The organism is Microbacterium rhizosphaerae (genome assembly GCF_034120055.1).
Taxonomy (GTDB): domain Bacteria; phylum Actinomycetota; class Actinomycetes; order Actinomycetales; family Microbacteriaceae; genus Microbacterium; species Microbacterium rhizosphaerae.
Genome location: NZ_CP139368.1, coordinates 174,475 through 189,743, shown reverse-complemented (window position 1 = coordinate 189,743; position 15,269 = coordinate 174,475). Strand labels below are relative to the sequence as shown.

Sequence of the window (15,269 nt, the reverse complement as noted above, 5' to 3'; positions counted from 1 at the left end):
GCGCTGGTCATCGGCTTCTTCATGATCCTCGTGGACACCACGATCGTCTCGGTCGCGAATCCGGCGATCAAGGCGGCGCTCGACCCCGACTCCGCCAACCTCGACAACGTCGTGTGGGTGACGAGCGCATATCTGCTGGCCTACGCGGTGCCCCTGCTCATCACCGGCCGCCTCGGCGACCGGTTCGGGCCGAAGAACATCTACCTCATCGGGCTCGCGGTCTTCACGCTCGCCTCGCTCGGCTGCGGCCTCTCGCCGACCCTCGGGATGCTGATCCTCTTCCGCGCGGTGCAGGGCTTCGGCGCCTCGATGATGACCCCGCAGACGATGGCGGTCATCACCAGGACGTTCCCGGCCGAGTCCCGCGGTGCGGCCATGGGCCTGTGGGGGGCGACGTCGGGCGTCGCGATGCTCGTCGGACCGCTGGCCGGCGGCCTGCTGGTCGACGGCCTCGGGTGGGAGTGGATCTTCTTCGTCAACATCCCGGTCGGCATCGTCGGCTTCGTGCTGGCCGCGGTGCTCGTGCCGAAGCTCAAGACGCACGAGCACAGGTTCGACATCGTCGGCGTCTTCCTGAGCGCCGCGGCCCTCTTCCTGATCGTCTTCGGACTGCAGGAGGGCCAGTCGTGGAACTGGGACGCCCGCATCTGGACCATGATCATCGCCGGCGTCGTCCTGCTGGGCCTGTTCATCTGGCAGCAGGCGAAGACCAAGAGCGAGGCGCTCGTGCCGCTCGAGCTGTTCCGCGACCGCAACTTCTCGGTCTCGAACGGCGGCATCGCGATCGTCGGCTTCGTCGTCACGAGCATGTCGCTGCCGTACATGTTCTACCTGCAGCTGGCTCGCGGCCTCACGCCGACCGAGGCGGCGCTGCTGATGATCCCGATGGCGCTCGCCGCCGGCGTGCTCTCGCCGATCGCCGGCCGCATCCTCGACCACGTCGATCCGCGCGTGCTGCTCGTGCCCGGTCTGTCGCTCATGGTGATCGCGATCGGCTGGAACGCGTGGCTGATGCGCGATCCGAATACCGCGGTGTGGCTCTTCCTCCTGCCGTCGCTGCTCATCGGCATCGCGAGCGCCGGGATGTGGGGGCCGCTTGCGACCACCGCGACCCGCAACCTGCCCCCGCGGCAGGCGGGCGCCGGCGCCGGCATCTACAACACGACGCGGACCGTCGGCTCGGTGCTCGGCTCGGCGGCGATCGCCGCCTTCATGCAGGGCCGGCTGGATGCGCAGTTCCCCCACGCGACGGGCAACACGACCGGCTTCGGCGGCGGCAAGCTGCCGTCGTTCGTCGTCGACGGCTTCGCCACCGCGATGGCGCAGGCGATCCTGCTGCCCGCCGCCGTCATGGCCCTCGGCGTCATCGTGGTGCTGTTCATGAAGCGCCCGACGCACCTGCTGAAGGCGGGCCAGCGCCACGAGTGGGTCGATGCCCGGACCGCCGTCGAGGAGTCCTAGCCCGCATGCCGATCCTCAACAAGGACATGTCCCTGTGCATCTCGCTGTCGGGGCGTCCGTCGAATCTCGGCACGCGGTTCCACAACTACCTGTATGACGAGCTCGGGCTGAACTTCATCTACAAGGCGTTCACGACCGACGACATCGAGGGCGCGATCCGCGGCGTGCGCGCGCTCGGCATCCGCGGGTGCTCGGTCTCGATGCCCTTCAAAGAGGCCGTGATCCCGCTCGTCGACGACCTCGAGGAGTCGGCGGCGGCCATCGAGTCCGTGAACACGATCGTGAACGACGACGGCAGGCTCACGGCATCCAACACCGACTACGAAGCCGTCGCCCAGCTGCTCGCCGAGCATGCGGTCGATCCGGCGCTGCCGGTGCTCGTCCGCGGATCGGGAGGGATGGCGAAGGCCGTCGTCGCGGCGTTCCACGGCAGCGGCTTCGACGACGTGACGGTCGTCGCCCGCAATCGCGAGGCCGGCACGGCGCTGGCCTCGACCTACGGCTACCGCTGGGTCGAGAGCGACCCGGCACCCGTCGAAGGCGTCATCGTCAACGTCACCCCGCTCGGCATGGACGGTCCGGATGCGCAGACCCTCGCCTTCGGTCAGGCGCAGGTGGATGCGGCGCATACGGTGTTCGATGTCGTCGCCTTCCCGGCCGAGACCCCGCTGATCGTCGCCGCCCGCGCCGCGGGCACGCCGGTCATCACCGGGGCGGAGGTCATCGCGCTGCAGGCCGCGCGCCAGTTCGAGCGCTACACCGGGGTCGCGATCACGCCGGAGCAGGTGGCCCGGGCCTCGGCGTTCTCCCGGGAGTAGGGTCTCAGCGGTCCACGACGAGCGGGCCGTCCAAGGGTGCGATCCCCGTGCGCAGGAAGGCATCGATCATCGGATTCGCGACGTCGGGCATCAGACGCATCAGGAAGTGCGTTCCCCCGCGGACGATCCGCAGCTGCGCGCCGGGGATGGTCCGCGCGATCATCCGGGTGTGGGCGCGTCGGATGAGGTCGGGCGCCCCGGCCAGGACGAGCGTCGGCACCGCGATGCGAGCGAGCGCCGCCCGCGGGATCCCGGGCTGATCGAGCATGAGGCGATTGAGCTCGTGCCGTTGCCTCACGAGCGGGGTGGGGCGCCGCATCCGCTGCAGCGCGTGCACCAGCCACAGGTGGGCGCGCACGATGCGGTGCATACCGGAGCGCCGGATGTTGCCCGCGTTCAGGACGAGCGCCGAGACCGCGTCGGGGTGATGGATGGCCAGCGACATGGCGACATTCGCGCCGTCGGAGAAGCCCACGACCCCGAAGGGCTCGCCGTCCTGCTGCGTGGCGCGGATGACGTCGGCCGCATCGTCGGCCATGCGACGAATGGTGAGCGGCCCATCGCCGCGCGCCGAGCGTCCCTGTCCGCGGCAGTCCATGCGCACGACCCGGAAGTGCCGTTCCAGCACCGGCACGATGTCGTCGAAGTAATGCAGGTCGCCCGAGTTGCCGTGGATGAGCAGCACCGTCGAGCCGGCTCCGCTGACCTCGACGTGCAGGTCGCCGACCCGGACGACGGCCGGGCACGTGTCGGACATGTCCCCCAGTCTGCCCCGCGCACAGCAAGAGGTGGCGTGTCTGCGCTATGCGACCCCTATGGGCCTCAGTCGGGGTCGTAGGGGTCGATCGGCGCGTGGTGGTCCCACGCCACGACGCCCCTGCGCCAGTAGCCGCTCATGACGACCTGCGCGGCCGACAGGCCGAGCTCCCGCCGCAGATAGCGTCGCAACGGGGTGAGGGCGGATGCCTCTCCCGCCGCGAACACGAAGGTGCCGGCATCCGGAGCCAGATCACGCGCCTCGGTGACGAGGTCGCCCGCGGCCTCGAACACCGCGAAGGCCCGCTCCGAGGCGAGGTACGACTCGGCGGCATCGCCCGTGAGGTCGCCGAAGGCGAGGACGTCGACCGAGGTCGATTCGGGGAGGTCGTCGAGAAAGCGGGATGCCGCCGGCAGCGACGTCCCGTCCACCACGAGCAGAGCGCGCTCGGCATCCTGGGGCGCGCCGGCGGATCCGCGCGGTCCGACGACGACGAGCCGGTCGCCGACCTGCGCGTGCTCAGCCCAGGCTGCGGCGGGGCCGGGATCGGGATGACGGAGCACGTCCAGGTCGAAGCTGCGGCCGCCGTCGGTGTCGCGGACGTTCAGCGGCGTGAAGTCTCGCCCGAACGTCGGTCCGTCGGGACGGATGACCCCCTCCTCCTCGTCGGCGACGGGTGCGAGCAGCTCGCCCGTCAGCGGGTTCGGGAAGAAGACGCGGACATGGTCGGTGGGACCGGTGCTGGCGAAGTCGGCGAAGTCGGGACCGGTGAGGGTCACGCGGACGTAGGCACCGACCGTCTCGACGGCGGAGACCGTGGCCGTGCGGGCGGTGAACCGGTGACGAGTGCGCTCGCGCTCGAACATCAGTGCTCCACGACCCTCTCCGCGATGTCGGTCCGGTACTGACCGCCCTCGAGCTCGATGCGCGACAGCGCCTGATAGGCGCGGTCGCGGGCCTGGGCGAAGGTGGTCCCGAGGGCGACGACGTTGAGCACGCGCCCGCCGGTAGCCGTGAGCCCCTCATCCGAGCGGGCGGTCGCGGCGTGTGCCAGGTGGACGCCGTCGACGGATGCCGCGGCATCCAGCCCCGTCAGGGCCCGACCCGTGATCGGGCTCTCGGGGTACCCCTCGCTGGCCAGGACCACCGTGACGGCGGTCGCCTCCGCGAACGCGGGCTGGGGGAGATCCTCGAGCGTGCCGGAGGCCGCCGCCATCAGCAGCTCCGACAGCGGGTCGACCAGCCGCGGCAGCACGACCTGCGTCTCGGGGTCGCCGAACCGGGCGTTGAACTCGATGACCTTGATGCCCTGCTCGGTGATGATGAGGCCGGCGTAGAGCAGGCCGATGAAGGGGGTGCCCTCGGCGTCGAGCTGCCGCACGACCGGCTCGGCGACCTCGCGCGTGACGAGCTCGACGAACTCGCGCTCGCTGCCGAAGTGTCCGTCGAGCCAGGGCAGCGGCGAATAGGCTCCCATGCCGCCGGTGTTGGGGCCGGTGTCGCCGTCGCGAAGCCGCTTGTAGTCCTGGGCAGGGGAGAGCGGCAGCACATGGTCGCCGTCGCTGAGGAAGAAGAGCGAGACCTCGGGGCCGGACAGGAACTCCTCGACCAGCACCGGTCCGAGCGGGAGGTAGGCCTCGGCGTGCGCGAGCGCGGCCGCGCGGTCCTGGGTGACGATGACACCCTTGCCGGCGGCGAGGCCGTCGGCCTTCACGACGTGCGGCGCCCCGAACTCGTCGAGGGCGGCGGCCGCCTCTCCCGCGGTGCGGGCGCGCACGGCCCGACCGGTCGGCACTCCCGCGGCATCCATGATGCGCTTCGCGAACGCTTTCGATCCCTCGAGCTGCGCGGCCGCCTTGCCGGGGCCGAACACGGGGATGCCCTGCTCGCGGACCGCGTCGGCGACCCCCGCGACCAGCGGCGCCTCGGGTCCGATGACGACGAGGTCGACGGCATGCTCGATCGCGAACTCCGTGACCGCGTCGGGGCTGTCGGGGTCGAGCTCGACGACGGTGGCGTCCTGCGCGATGCCGGCGTTGCCGGGGGCAGCGAGGATCTCGTGCTCGGCCTCCTCCGAACGGAGGGCGAGGATGATGGCGTGCTCGCGCGCGCCCGAGCCGAGGACCAGGATCTTCACCCCGTCAGCCTATCCGCGGGCCATTCTGCATTACTCCACGGATTCCGTGGCTGCGACGCCTGATCCGGCGGCCACGCGGCGGGATCGCCGCAGATCCGTGGAGTTCTGCAGCGGCTAGCGTGGGAGCGTGGCACGCGGCATCGAGACCGAGACCGGACGCGCCGCCCTCGCGGCGCTGCGCGCCGGCTCCACCGCCCGCACCGATCGGGCGACGGCCGTGCGCTACCTGTTGCAGCTGCTCGCCGAGAAGGCGCCCGGGCACACCGTGGAGGTGCGGGTCCCGCCGTTCGGAGCCGTGCAGGTCGTCGAAGGCCCGCGCCACACGCGCGGCACGCCCCCGAACGTCGTCGAGACGGATGCCGAGACCTGGATCGCTCTCGCCCTGGGCGAGGTGCAGTGGATGGATGCCGCGGCCGCCGGCCGCATCTCGGCCTCCGGCACCCGCGCCGACATCTCCGACCTGCTGCCGCTTCGCCCATAGCCTCGCGGGAACGGATCCAGAGGGTCCGCCCTCAGGCAGCGGTGAGACAATGGAGTCATGGCCGACAAGATGGACGATTCCTCCGAGGTGGTCGTCAGCGACGGCATCGAGACCGCCCGCGTTCGCCGCGCGCCGAAGTACTCGGTCTTCCTCGTGCTCGGTGCGGCGATCGGCGTCTTCGTCGCGATGATCCTGACCTTCGCGTTCGACGGCCAGCCGGACCCTGCGCTCGGGCAGACCATGCAGTTCTCGGCGAGCCAGATCTTCGGGTTCCTCGCCCTCATCTGCGGCGTCATCGGACTCGGCATCGGCGGCATCATCGCGATCGCCTTCGATCGCACCATCGGGCGTCGCACGAGGCCGGTCTCCGTCGAGCGCGAAGAGCACCTCTCGATCGACTGAAGGCGCCCGCACGTCGGGTCGCCGCTACGCGAGCTCGGCGATGATCGGGTGGATCGCCGCGTCGAACGCGACGACGTCGCCGCGCAGGCCGTCGGTCACGGCGACCGTGAGGGTGCCGATCCACCAGACGCCTCGCTGCGCGAGCGGCAGCACCTGGACGTTGAGCTCGAAGGCGTGCGCACGACGGCCCACCTGCCGCTCGTGCTCGGCGATGGCGCTCGCATAGGCGCGGTAGGAGACGCCGGGCTTGGCCGTGGCATCCTTCGCGTATCTCGCGTTGACGGACTGCGCGTAGGCGACGGCCGCGGGCCCGAACGGCAGGATCGCCTCGCGCAGCTGCTCCGCGCCTTCGACGGGCAGGGCCACGAGCGTGTCGAAGCCTTCGACGAGTTCGAGGGGAACACTCGAACGGTGGCCGAGCGGCTCGACCGTCATCTCCCAGAAGTCCCGCCACTGCGCCTCGAGCGCGTCCTGCTCGGCCTCGGTGCGCGCCGCCATCGGAGGCACGGGAGGGATGCCGCGCAGCGCCGGCAGCTCGTCGGGTGAGCGGATGCCGAGCATCTGGCGCAGGTAGAGCGCGACGAGGACCGGCTCACCCGCGTCCTCGCGGATCACCCACTCGGGAGCCCCGGCGCCGCTCATGCCGCCATTCTAGGACGACCCTGATACACCGGAACGGGATCCCGGCTTCCCGCCCCAGCGGGCTTACAATCGCCCCCGGCCGGCAGGACTCCCCGCCGCAGGTAGGCTGGACGGGTGGCGTCATCCACCGATCCTTATGCCGCGGCCGGCGTGGACACCGCAGCCGGCGACCGTGCAGTAGAGCTCATGAAGTCGGCGGTCCGCCGCACCCACGGTCCCGAGGTGCTCGGCGGCGTGGGCGGATTCGCCGGCCTCTTCGACGCGAGCGCGCTGCGCGGCTACGACAAGCCGCTGCTCGCGTCCAGCACCGACGGCGTCGGCACGAAGGTCGCCATCGCGCAGGCCATCGACAAGCACGACACCATCGGGCGCGACCTCGTCGGCATGGTCGTCGACGACATCGTCGTGGTCGGCGCCAAGCCACTGTTCATGACCGACTACATCGCCTGCGGCAAGGTCGTACCCGAGCGGATCGCGAGCATCGTGCACGGCATCGCCGCGGGCTGTGCGGAGACCGGCACAGCCCTCGTGGGCGGAGAGACGGCGGAGCACCCCGGTCTTCTCGGCGTGAACGACTACGACGTCGCGGGCGCCGCGACCGGAGTCGTCGAGGCCGACCGCGTGCTCGGCGCGGAGCGCGTCCGCACCGGTGACGTCGTCCTGGCGCTGGCCAGCAGCGGCCTGCACTCGAACGGCTATTCGCTGGTCCGCCACATCGTGATGGGCGCCGGCATCCAGTACGCCGACAACGCCGCGGAGTTCGGCACGACGTGGGGCGAGGCGCTCCTGGAGCCGACCCGCCTGTACACGACGCCGCTCCTGCAGCTCGTCGACGAGTTGCCCGGGTCCGTTCATGCCCTCAGCCACGTGACCGGCGGCGGCATCGCCGCGAACCTCGCGCGCGTGCTCCCGCAGAGCGCCTGGGTCGAGGTCGACCGGTCGACGTGGACGCCACCCACCGTCTTCCAGGTGCTGGCCGAGCGCGGGCACCTCGACCTCGTCGCCACCGAGGGCACGTGGAATCTCGGCATCGGCTTCCTCGCGGTCGTCGACGCGGCGTCCGCGGAGGCCGCGGCATCCACGCTGTCCGCCCGGGGCATCGCGACGTGGCAGGTCGGCGTCGTCGGCGGCGGGACGCGCCCTTCGACGGGCTCAGGGACCGATGGCGACTGGGAGCAGGGCGCCAAGGGCGTCGACGGCGGTGCTGTGCGGCTCGTCGGTTCGTACAGCTAGACACAGGAGCAGAGCAACACACCTATGTGCGGCATCGTCGGAATGGTCGGGCACGGCCCGGTCAACCAGGAGATCTACGACGCCCTGCTGCTCCTGCAGCACCGTGGGCAGGACTCGACGGGCATCGCCACGGCCGAGCCCTCCGGCGTCTTCCACATGCACAAGGTGAAAGGCCAGGTGCGCGAGGGCTTCCGCACGCGTGACATGCGCGCGCTCCTCGGCACGATCGGCCTCGGCCACGTCCGCTACGCGACGAAGGGCACCGCGTCGAGCGAGGAGGAGGCGCAGCCGTTCTACGTGAACGCACCGTACGGCCTCGTCCTGGTCCACAACGGCAACCTCACCAACACGCGTGAACTCACCGACGAGCTCTTCCACATGGACCGCCGGCACCTGAACACGAGCTCCGACACCGAGCTGCTCGTCAACGTGCTCGCCACCGAGCTGCAGGCGACGCTGACCGGTGAGGACGGCCTGCCCGCGGGCGGAGTGCGCAAGGGCGAGCTCGATCCGGCCCAGGTGTTCCAAGCGGTCTCCCGGGTGCACGAGCGCGTCGAAGGCTCCTACGCGGCGATCTCCCTCATCGCCGGCCACGGTCTCCTCGCGTTCCGCGACCCGTTCGGCATCCGCCCGCTCATCCTCGGCGTGCGCGCCGACGAGCACGGGCGCGACGAGTGGGTCGTCGCATCCGAGTCGCTCGTCCTCGACAACGCGGGCTTCGACGTCGTGCGCGACATCGCACCGGGCGAGGCCGTCTTCATCCAGCTCGACGGCACGCTGTGGGCGCAGCAGTGCGCCGAGACGACGCAGCTCGCCCCGTGCTCGTTCGAGTACGTCTACCTCGCTCGCCCCGACACGGTCATGAACGGCATCGCGGTCTACGAGGCGCGGCTGCGGATGGGGGAGCGCCTCGCCGACACCATCGCCAAGTACACGCCGCGCGAGGCCATCGATGTCGTCATGCCGATCCCGGACTCGTCGCGGCCCGCGGCGATGGAGGTCGCCCGAAAGCTCGGCATCGAATACCGCGAGGGCTTCTACAAGAACCGCTACGTCGGCCGGACGTTCATCATGCCCGGGCAGGCGGTGCGCAAGAAGAGCGTGCGGCAGAAGCTCAACGCGATGCCGAGCGAGTTCGCCGGCAAGAACGTCCTGCTGATCGACGACTCGATCGTGCGCGGGACGACGAGCCGCGAGATCATCCAGATGGCGAGGGATGCCGGCGCCAGGAGTGTGACGTTCGCCTCCGCAGCGCCGCCCGTGCGCTTCCCGCACGTCTACGGCATCAACATGCCGTCGCGCCAGGAGCTCGTCGCCTACAACCGGACGATCCCCGAGATCGCGAAGGAGCTCGGCTGCGACTACCTCGTGTACCAGGAGGTCGACGATCTGAAGGCGGCGATCCTCGAGGGCTCCGACATCACCGACCTCGACATGAGCTGCTTCGACGGGCGCTACGTCACCGGCACCGTGAGCGAGGAGTACCTCGCGTGGGTCGAGGGCTCGCAGGAGTCCTGACCCTCACGGGTCCAGCACGTGAGCGACCCGACCTCGGCCGCGGGCTTCCGCCTACGCTTGTGAGGTGATGACACCGGTCAGGCCCCTGTGGAAGGGGCGGGCCATCGCGATCCTCGGCATCGTCCTGCTGGCCTTCTCGCTGCGGTCGGCCGTGGCGTCGCTGTCTCCGCTGATCCTGCAGATCGATCGGGAGTTCGAGGTTCCCGCCGTCGCCATCGGCCTGCTCGGTGCCGCACCGCCGGCCTGCTACGCGGTCTTCGGCATCCTGACGCCGGGCCTCGAGCGCCGCTTCGGCCCGCAGCGGCTCGCGGTGGGGGCGCTGATCGTCCTGGTCATCGGGCTGGGAGCGCGCGGCTTCGTCGGCGACGTCGTCGGCCTCCTGGGCGCGACGGCACTCGTGTTCGGGGCCGTGGGCGTCGGCAACATCCTCATGCCGCCGCTGGTGAAGGCGTACTTCCCGGATCGGCTCGGACTCATGACGACGGTCTACTCGACGACCATGGCGGCGGCGACGTTCATTCCGCCCTTGGTCGCCGTGCCCGTGGCGGATGCGACGTCCTGGCGATTCGCGCTGGCCGTCTGGGCGATCCCCGCTGTGGTCGCGGTGGTGCCGTGGACGGCACTCGCCGTGCGCAGCCGAGCAGAGGACGCGGGCGCACTCGTCGACCAGCGACCGCCCGTGCTCGGCCGACTGTTCCGGCTGCCACTGGCGTGGGCGATCACCGGGGCCTTCGCGGCATCCGCCACGCTGGCGTACTCGTCGTTCATGTGGCTGCCGACGATCCTTCACGACATCGCGGGCGCCAGCGCGGCGCAAGCGGGCGCGCTTCTGTCGCTGTTCGCCGCGATCGGACTCCCGGTCTCGCTGGTCGTTCCGACGCTGATCGCCCGATTCCATCTCGTGCGGACGCTGTTCGTCGTGGCAGCGGCTGTCGGCGTCATCGGCATCGGCGGGCTGCTCATCGCGCCTGCGACGGCCACCTGGCTCTGGGTGTCGATCTTCGGTGTGACGGCGCTGCTCTTCCCGCTGGTGCTGACCCTGCTGGGGATGCGCGCACGCACGCACGGGGCGGCCGTCGCGTTGAGCGGGTTCGTGCAGAGCATCGGCTACGCGATCGCGGCGTTCTTCCCGATCATGATCGGACTGCTGCACGATGCGACCGGCGAGTGGACGGCATCCCTGTGCGTGCTGGCCGGCGTCGCGGTGGCCGCTCTGCCGGCCGGCCTCGTCGCGGCGCGCCGCAGCACCGTCGAGGCCGAGTGGGAGCGTCGCCACGGGTCGTGGTGACGCACCGGTGAGCCGTCCCGCCGGTACGACTCACGAGAGGATCAGACGGCGGAGTACTGGCCCTGTTCCTCGTCTTCGTCCTCGTCGTCGTACTGGTCGGCCCACTTGTCGACGTAATCCTCGCCGCCCTCGTGGTGACCGAGCTCTCGCTCGAGCGCAGCGTAGTTCACGCTCGGGCTGTACGACTTGAGTTCACGGGCGATCTTGGTGTGCTTCGCCTTTTGACGGCCACGCCCCATGCGCAACCCCCTCATATTGACTCGCGGGCAAGTGCGGGAGCCCGACGCATTCACGAAATCCGGTTCAACACCGGGAAGAGTAGCATTCAGAATAACACGCGGCCCCTGCCACCGGCCGCGCGGCCGTACGCGGAGTACCGCGATCCGGCCGCGCCGCCGAGAGAGAGACGGTGCATATGTCGGACGAGGCATCCATCCCCGAGCCGTCTCGAGGCGACGCCGCCCCATCGGCCGGAGTCCCGGGCGACGCAGAGCCGGTCCCGAGCGGGCGGTCCGGCGAGGCGGTGACGGACCCCGCGACCCGCGGTGCGGTGATCGTCGGGGTGGTGCCGGGTCAGTCGTCGCGCGTCCTCAAGGAGGGCGCGAAGTACGCGAAGCTCCTCGGAGCCCACCTCCTGGTCGTTCACGTCGACGTCACACGGTTCGTCACATACGAGGACCCGGACGGGTATGTCCACTCCGCGCCGATCGACATCAACGTGGTCGCCGGCGAGACCGACCTCATGGCGGTCAAGCAGCAAGCATCCGATGTGCTGAGCGGCTCGACGCTCGACTGGTCGGTGCGCCAACTCGTGGGCGACCCGGCCATCGCCATCAAGCACCTTGCCGAGGAGATCGACGCGAAGCTCCTCGTCGTCGGCACCCGTAGGCGCGGGCTCGGCGAGTCGATCCGCGAGTTCTTCACCGGCTCGGTGGCGGCTCGGCTGTCGCACCGGCAGACACACCCGGTCCTCGTCATCCCGCTCGGGGAGCCCGTGCCGGATGACGAGGACGTGTGGGAGTAGCGCCCGCCGTCAGCGGCGCAGGGCGCGGGTGAGTTCGCGCGCCGCCGTGTCGAGCGCGTTCGCGAGCTCGTCGACGACGGTCGCGGCGAGCGCTCCGCCGCGCGCGAGGTGAGTGCGCAGGTCGGTGCGGATCTGGGCGCGGAATTCGTTGATCACGGCGTCGGCTCGGTGCAGCTCCTCACGGCTGCGCACGCGGGGGTCGTCCGAGTTCCGGGGCTCCCTGGCGGGCTCGGCTGTTCGCGCCGCGGCGAGATCGGCCTGCAGGCTCTTCATCGCCTCGCGGACGCTGCCGCGCACCTCATCGGCGATGAGACGCACCGAGTCGGCGAGTCCGGCCTCGATGCCCTCGAGGTCGGCGGCGCGCGCTTCGACCTCGGCGTGTCCCGCCGGAGTGATCTCGTAGACGGTCTTGCGGCCGTCCACCGTCTTGGTCACGAGACCCTCCTCCTCGAGCTTCGCGAGGCGAGGGTAGACCGTGCCGGCGCTCGGGGTGTACGTGCCACCGGTGCGATCGGCGAGGGCCTGCATGAGGTCGTAGCCGTGCCGGGGACCTTCGTCGAGGAGGCTGAGGAGGTACAGGCGCAGGTCGCCGTGGGAGAAGACGGGCGCCATATCAGGCCTCCTGGCCATTCGCAGTCGACTCCACTTCCTGGCGGCGCACGACGACCAGGTCGCCCGACACCGAGTGCACGCGCACGTCGACGAACTGCCCGCTGAGCTCACCGGTCGAGCCGGCATAGCTCGTGCCGACGCCGATGCTGCCACTGACGCCGCCGGCGCCGGAGCGCTTGACGCCGTCGATCTCGACCTTGCCGCTGACGCTGCGCGCGACGTAGTTCGCGGGGACGCCGGCATCCAGCCGCACCATCGAGTTGCCGCTTACGGAGTTGAGGCTCACCGCGGCGATGGGGCCGTGCGCATCCACGAGCATGTTGCCCGAGACGGAGTCGACGAAGATCTTGCGGATCTCGCCGGTGGTCGCGACGTCGCCCGAGACCGTGTTGGCGTTGAGCGTGCCGACGAGGCCGCGGATCTGGACGTCGCCGGAGACGCCGTTCAGGGCGAGATCTCCCGTGACGCCGTCGACGATGATGTCGCCCGAGACGGTGTTCAGCTTCGCGTCGGACGTGATGCCCGAGACCAGCGCGCTGGCGTTGACCACGCCGAGGGTGAGGGCGATCGTGCGCGGCACCGCCACACTGATCTCGGCCTTCGGGCCGCCGCTGCCGAAGTTGCGGAACACTTCGAGGAAGTTGTCCCAGCCCAGCTGCGGGTGGTCGATCTCGACGAAGCCGTCGTTCGCCTCGACGCGCAGGTCCTTGACGGTCACGCTGTGCACCTCGATGCGGATGCCCGGCTCGTCGTGTGCGACGACGTCGACCTGGCCGCCGACCAGGCCGATCTTCAGCCTGCTGACGTCCTCGAGGTCGATCACCCGGGTCTCGCCCGGGTGGATGAGCCATTTCTCGTGGGTCATGTGTCCTATCTCCTGTGGTCTCACCGATCGCGATATATCGCGTGCTGATACTGTAACACGATATATCGCGTTCAAGTCAAGCAGCGGAAGTTGACATTGACGCAACGTCAACCTCTACCGTGAGATCACGAGGGAAGGAGGGCAGCATGGACCGCTCGATCCAGGACATCGCGCGGCTCGCGGGCACGACGAGCCGCACGCTGCGGCACTACGACGACATCGGGCTGCTGCATCCGTCGCGCATCGGCCACAACGGATACCGCTATTACGACGAGTCGTCGCTCGTGCGGCTGCAGCGGATTCTGCTGCTGCGCGAGCTCGGCCTCGGCCTTGTGCAGATCGGCGACGTGATCGACCGCGAGACCGACGAGACGGATGCCCTCACGACCCACCTGGCGCTGCTGCGCCAGGAGCAGGACCGGCTGGCGCGGCAGATCGCGTCGGTCGAGCACACCATCGAGGCACTGAGAGGAGGTGAACGACCCATGGCGGAGAACATGTTCGACGGCTTCGACCACACGCAGTACAAGGACGAGGTCGAGGAGCGTTGGGGCAAGGACGCATATGCGCGCAGTGACGCCTGGTGGCGCTCGATGAGCGCCGACGACAGGGCGCAGTGGCAGGAGCGCGTCTCGCGACTCTCGAGCGACTGGACGGATGCCGCGGCGCGCGGCGTCTCGCCCGACAGCGACGAGGCGCAGGCGCTCGCGAAGCGTCACGTCGAGTGGCTGAGCGACATCCCGGGGACCCCGGCCGGCGACGGCGGGAACCTCAAGGCGTACGTCACGGGACTCGGCGACATGTACGTCGCCGACCCGCGGTTCGGCAAGAACTACGGCGGCGTCGAAGGGGCGGCCTTCGTGCGCGACGCGCTGCGCGCGTATGCCGACGCGAACCTCTAGGGCCACGCATCCCCGGGAGCCCGCATCCGATTCACCTGAACGGATGCGGGCTCCCGGCCTGTCAAGCCCCTCGTGACCGGCGCGCCGGTCACGTAGCCTCGTCGTCACGAGGCGGCGAGCGGACGGGGGCGGCATGGCACGACTGCGTCGCGTCCGCCCCCTGGAGGACGCCGGCATCCGGCGCGTGCGCCGCGGGCGCGGCTTCCAGTACGTCGACGCGGCGGGCCGCCCTGCCTCGAACAAGGATCGCAAGCGCATCGACGCGCTCGTCATCCCGCCCGCCTGGACCGACGTGTGGATCAGCGAGCACGAGCGCGGGCACATCCAGGCGGTCGGCACCGACGACGCCGGGCGGCGCCAGTACATCTACCACCCGGACTGGGTGAAGCGCCGCGACCGCGGCAAGTACGAGCGCATGCTGGCGCTGGCGAAGGCCCTTCCCTCGGCGCGAGCCCGCGTGACGAGATCGCTGCGCTCGGATGAGCTCGGTCGCGAGCGCGTGCTCGCGACCGCCTTCCGGCTGCTCGACGAAGCAGCCCCGCGCATCGGCTCGGAACGCTATTTCGCGGAGAACGGCAACCGCGGACTCACGACCTTGCAGCGGCGGGATGCGTCTGTCGACGGCACGACCGTCACCCTGAGCTTTCCCGGCAAGGGCGGCAAGCGCCAGGACATCGAGGTCGAGGACCCGGCCCTCGCCGCCGTCATCGCCGAGCTCGTCGGCGGACCGCCGCGATCGCCGCTCCTGGCGTACCGGCGGGGACGGCGCCGCATCCCCGTGAGGCCCAAGGACGTCAACGACTACGTCCGCGAGCTCACCGGGGGCCGCTTCTCCGCGAAGGACTTCCGGACGCTCCGCGGCACCATCGCGGCTGCGGAGGCGCTCGCGAGATCGGGGGTCCCGGCGACCGAGCGTGACCGCCGGAAGGCCGAGCAGGACGCCGTGAAGGCGACCTCCGAGCTGCTCGGGAACACCCCGACCGTCGCCCGCAACTCGTACATCGATCCACGTGTCTGGGTGCGGTACAAGGACGGCGACCTGCTCGACCTCTCGGGCTCTCCGGAGGCGGCGATCGGGCGGCTCCTGCGGCCCGTGCGACAGGAGGCACCCACAGCGACCTTCAGATGA

Annotated in this window: 17 protein-coding genes; 10 read left to right on the top strand and 7 right to left on the bottom strand. The window is 70.3% G+C overall.

Annotated features, from left to right (window positions below; translation table 11 throughout):
- Nucleotides 1-21 precede the first annotated feature (21 nt).
- Both SM116_RS00865 and SM116_RS00860 read left to right on the top strand, forming a co-directional pair.
- Complete coding sequence (locus tag SM116_RS00865) at nucleotides 22-1,461, top strand: DHA2 family efflux MFS transporter permease subunit (protein ID WP_425563242.1); 1,440 nt, start codon at nucleotides 22-24, stop codon at nucleotides 1,459-1,461.
- 5 nt (nucleotides 1,462-1,466) lie between these two features.
- On the top strand, nucleotides 1,467-2,279 hold the full coding sequence (locus SM116_RS00860) for a shikimate 5-dehydrogenase (RefSeq protein WP_320942581.1): 813 nt from the start codon (nucleotides 1,467-1,469) through the stop codon (nucleotides 2,277-2,279).
- Between the two features lie 4 nt (nucleotides 2,280-2,283).
- On the opposite strand, the gene SM116_RS00855 is transcribed toward SM116_RS00860, so the two are convergent.
- The 3 genes from SM116_RS00855 to purD form a co-directional block, all read right to left on the bottom strand.
- Entirely contained in the window at nucleotides 2,284-3,036 is a 753-nt protein-coding gene (locus SM116_RS00855; protein ID WP_320942580.1) for an alpha/beta fold hydrolase, read from the bottom strand.
- A gap of 65 nt (nucleotides 3,037-3,101) precedes the next feature.
- Nucleotides 3,102-3,902 (bottom strand): siderophore-interacting protein, encoded by an 801-nt coding sequence (locus SM116_RS00850; RefSeq protein WP_320942579.1) that lies wholly within the window; start codon nucleotides 3,900-3,902, stop codon nucleotides 3,102-3,104.
- Nucleotides 3,902-5,173, bottom strand: coding sequence for a phosphoribosylamine--glycine ligase (purD, locus tag SM116_RS00845; protein ID WP_320942578.1), 1,272 nt, complete (start codon nucleotides 5,171-5,173; stop codon nucleotides 3,902-3,904). Before purD ends, SM116_RS00850 begins: the two co-directional genes overlap by 1 nt.
- Nucleotides 5,174-5,300: 127 nt before the next feature.
- Here purD and SM116_RS00840 point away from each other — a divergent pair, with 127 nt between their 5' ends.
- On the top strand, nucleotides 5,301-5,654 hold the full coding sequence (locus SM116_RS00840) for a sterol carrier family protein (protein ID WP_320942577.1): 354 nt from the start codon (nucleotides 5,301-5,303) through the stop codon (nucleotides 5,652-5,654).
- A 57-nt stretch (nucleotides 5,655-5,711) separates the two neighbouring features.
- A complete protein-coding gene (locus tag SM116_RS00835) occupies nucleotides 5,712-6,056 on the top strand; it encodes a potassium transporter Trk (protein WP_320942576.1) in 345 nt (114 codons plus the stop codon).
- Nucleotides 6,057-6,080: 24 nt separating this feature from the next.
- On the opposite strand, the gene SM116_RS00830 is transcribed toward SM116_RS00835, so the two are convergent.
- Complete coding sequence (locus SM116_RS00830) at nucleotides 6,081-6,698, bottom strand: zinc-binding alcohol dehydrogenase (RefSeq protein ID WP_320942575.1); 618 nt, start codon at nucleotides 6,696-6,698, stop codon at nucleotides 6,081-6,083.
- A 114-nt stretch (nucleotides 6,699-6,812) separates the two neighbouring features.
- On the opposite strand from SM116_RS00830, the gene purM reads away from it, so the two are divergent.
- From purM to SM116_RS00815, 3 genes are all read left to right on the top strand, one after another.
- Complete coding sequence (gene purM / locus SM116_RS00825) at nucleotides 6,813-7,931, top strand: phosphoribosylformylglycinamidine cyclo-ligase (RefSeq protein ID WP_320942574.1); 1,119 nt, start codon at nucleotides 6,813-6,815, stop codon at nucleotides 7,929-7,931.
- 24 nt (nucleotides 7,932-7,955) lie between these two features.
- Nucleotides 7,956-9,449 carry an amidophosphoribosyltransferase gene (gene purF / locus SM116_RS00820; RefSeq protein ID WP_320942573.1) on the top strand — a complete coding sequence of 498 codons (1,494 nt, stop codon included), beginning with the start codon at nucleotides 7,956-7,958 and terminating at the stop codon, nucleotides 9,447-9,449.
- Between the two features lie 67 nt (nucleotides 9,450-9,516).
- Entirely contained in the window at nucleotides 9,517-10,737 is a 1,221-nt protein-coding gene (locus tag SM116_RS00815) for an MFS transporter (protein WP_320944216.1), read from the top strand.
- A 41-nt stretch (nucleotides 10,738-10,778) separates the two neighbouring features.
- Here SM116_RS00815 and SM116_RS00810 read toward each other — a convergent pair whose 3' ends face one another.
- Complete coding sequence (locus tag SM116_RS00810) at nucleotides 10,779-10,976, bottom strand: DUF3073 domain-containing protein (protein WP_320942572.1); 198 nt, start codon at nucleotides 10,974-10,976, stop codon at nucleotides 10,779-10,781.
- A gap of 176 nt (nucleotides 10,977-11,152) precedes the next feature.
- Between SM116_RS00810 and SM116_RS00805 the strand changes: the two genes are divergently transcribed.
- The gene (locus SM116_RS00805) at nucleotides 11,153-11,761 is read left to right on the top strand and encodes a universal stress protein (protein WP_320942571.1); all 609 of its coding nucleotides are present in this window, start codon (nucleotides 11,153-11,155) and stop codon (nucleotides 11,759-11,761) included.
- Between the two features lie 9 nt (nucleotides 11,762-11,770).
- On the opposite strand, the gene SM116_RS00800 is transcribed toward SM116_RS00805, so the two are convergent.
- Together SM116_RS00800 and SM116_RS00795 are read right to left on the bottom strand one after the other, a co-directional pair.
- Entirely contained in the window at nucleotides 11,771-12,373 is a 603-nt protein-coding gene (locus tag SM116_RS00800) for a PadR family transcriptional regulator (protein WP_320942570.1), read from the bottom strand.
- Between the two features lies 1 nt (nucleotide 12,374).
- On the bottom strand, nucleotides 12,375-13,238 hold the full coding sequence (locus tag SM116_RS00795) for a DUF4097 family beta strand repeat-containing protein (protein WP_320942569.1): 864 nt from the start codon (nucleotides 13,236-13,238) through the stop codon (nucleotides 12,375-12,377).
- Nucleotides 13,239-13,384: 146 nt separating this feature from the next.
- Here SM116_RS00795 and SM116_RS00790 point away from each other — a divergent pair, with 146 nt between their 5' ends.
- Together SM116_RS00790 and SM116_RS00785 are read left to right on the top strand one after the other, a co-directional pair.
- Nucleotides 13,385-14,140, top strand: coding sequence for a MerR family transcriptional regulator (locus SM116_RS00790; protein WP_320942568.1), 756 nt, complete (start codon nucleotides 13,385-13,387; stop codon nucleotides 14,138-14,140).
- Nucleotides 14,141-14,273: 133 nt separating this feature from the next.
- The gene (locus tag SM116_RS00785; protein ID WP_320942567.1) at nucleotides 14,274-15,269 is read left to right on the top strand and encodes a DNA topoisomerase IB; all 996 of its coding nucleotides are present in this window, start codon (nucleotides 14,274-14,276) and stop codon (nucleotides 15,267-15,269) included.

Excerpts from the sequence above, each read along its gene's own strand:
- SM116_RS00805 (WP_320942571.1), top strand. The coding sequence starts at position 11,153 with ATGTCGGACGAGGCATCCATCCCCGAGCCGTCTCGAGGCGACGCCGCC.
- SM116_RS00855 (WP_320942580.1), bottom strand. The coding sequence starts at position 3,036 with ATGTCCGACACGTGCCCGGCCGTCGTCCGGGTCGGCGACCTGCACGTC.
- SM116_RS00815 (WP_320944216.1), top strand. The coding sequence starts at position 9,517 with ATGACACCGGTCAGGCCCCTGTGGAAGGGGCGGGCCATCGCGATCCTC.
- SM116_RS00795 (WP_320942569.1), bottom strand. The coding sequence starts at position 13,238 with ATGACCCACGAGAAATGGCTCATCCACCCGGGCGAGACCCGGGTGATC.
- SM116_RS00835 (WP_320942576.1), top strand. The coding sequence starts at position 5,712 with ATGGCCGACAAGATGGACGATTCCTCCGAGGTGGTCGTCAGCGACGGC.
- SM116_RS00830 (WP_320942575.1), bottom strand. The coding sequence starts at position 6,698 with ATGAGCGGCGCCGGGGCTCCCGAGTGGGTGATCCGCGAGGACGCGGGT.
- SM116_RS00850 (WP_320942579.1), bottom strand. The coding sequence starts at position 3,902 with ATGTTCGAGCGCGAGCGCACTCGTCACCGGTTCACCGCCCGCACGGCC.
- purF (WP_320942573.1), top strand. The coding sequence starts at position 7,956 with ATGTGCGGCATCGTCGGAATGGTCGGGCACGGCCCGGTCAACCAGGAG.
- SM116_RS00860 (WP_320942581.1), top strand. The coding sequence starts at position 1,467 with ATGCCGATCCTCAACAAGGACATGTCCCTGTGCATCTCGCTGTCGGGG.
- SM116_RS00800 (WP_320942570.1), bottom strand. The coding sequence starts at position 12,373 with ATGGCGCCCGTCTTCTCCCACGGCGACCTGCGCCTGTACCTCCTCAGC.
- SM116_RS00810 (WP_320942572.1), bottom strand. The coding sequence starts at position 10,976 with ATGGGGCGTGGCCGTCAAAAGGCGAAGCACACCAAGATCGCCCGTGAA.
- SM116_RS00785 (WP_320942567.1), top strand. The coding sequence starts at position 14,274 with ATGGCACGACTGCGTCGCGTCCGCCCCCTGGAGGACGCCGGCATCCGG.
- SM116_RS00865 (WP_425563242.1), top strand. The coding sequence starts at position 22 with ATGATCCTCGTGGACACCACGATCGTCTCGGTCGCGAATCCGGCGATC.
- SM116_RS00790 (WP_320942568.1), top strand. The coding sequence starts at position 13,385 with ATGGACCGCTCGATCCAGGACATCGCGCGGCTCGCGGGCACGACGAGC.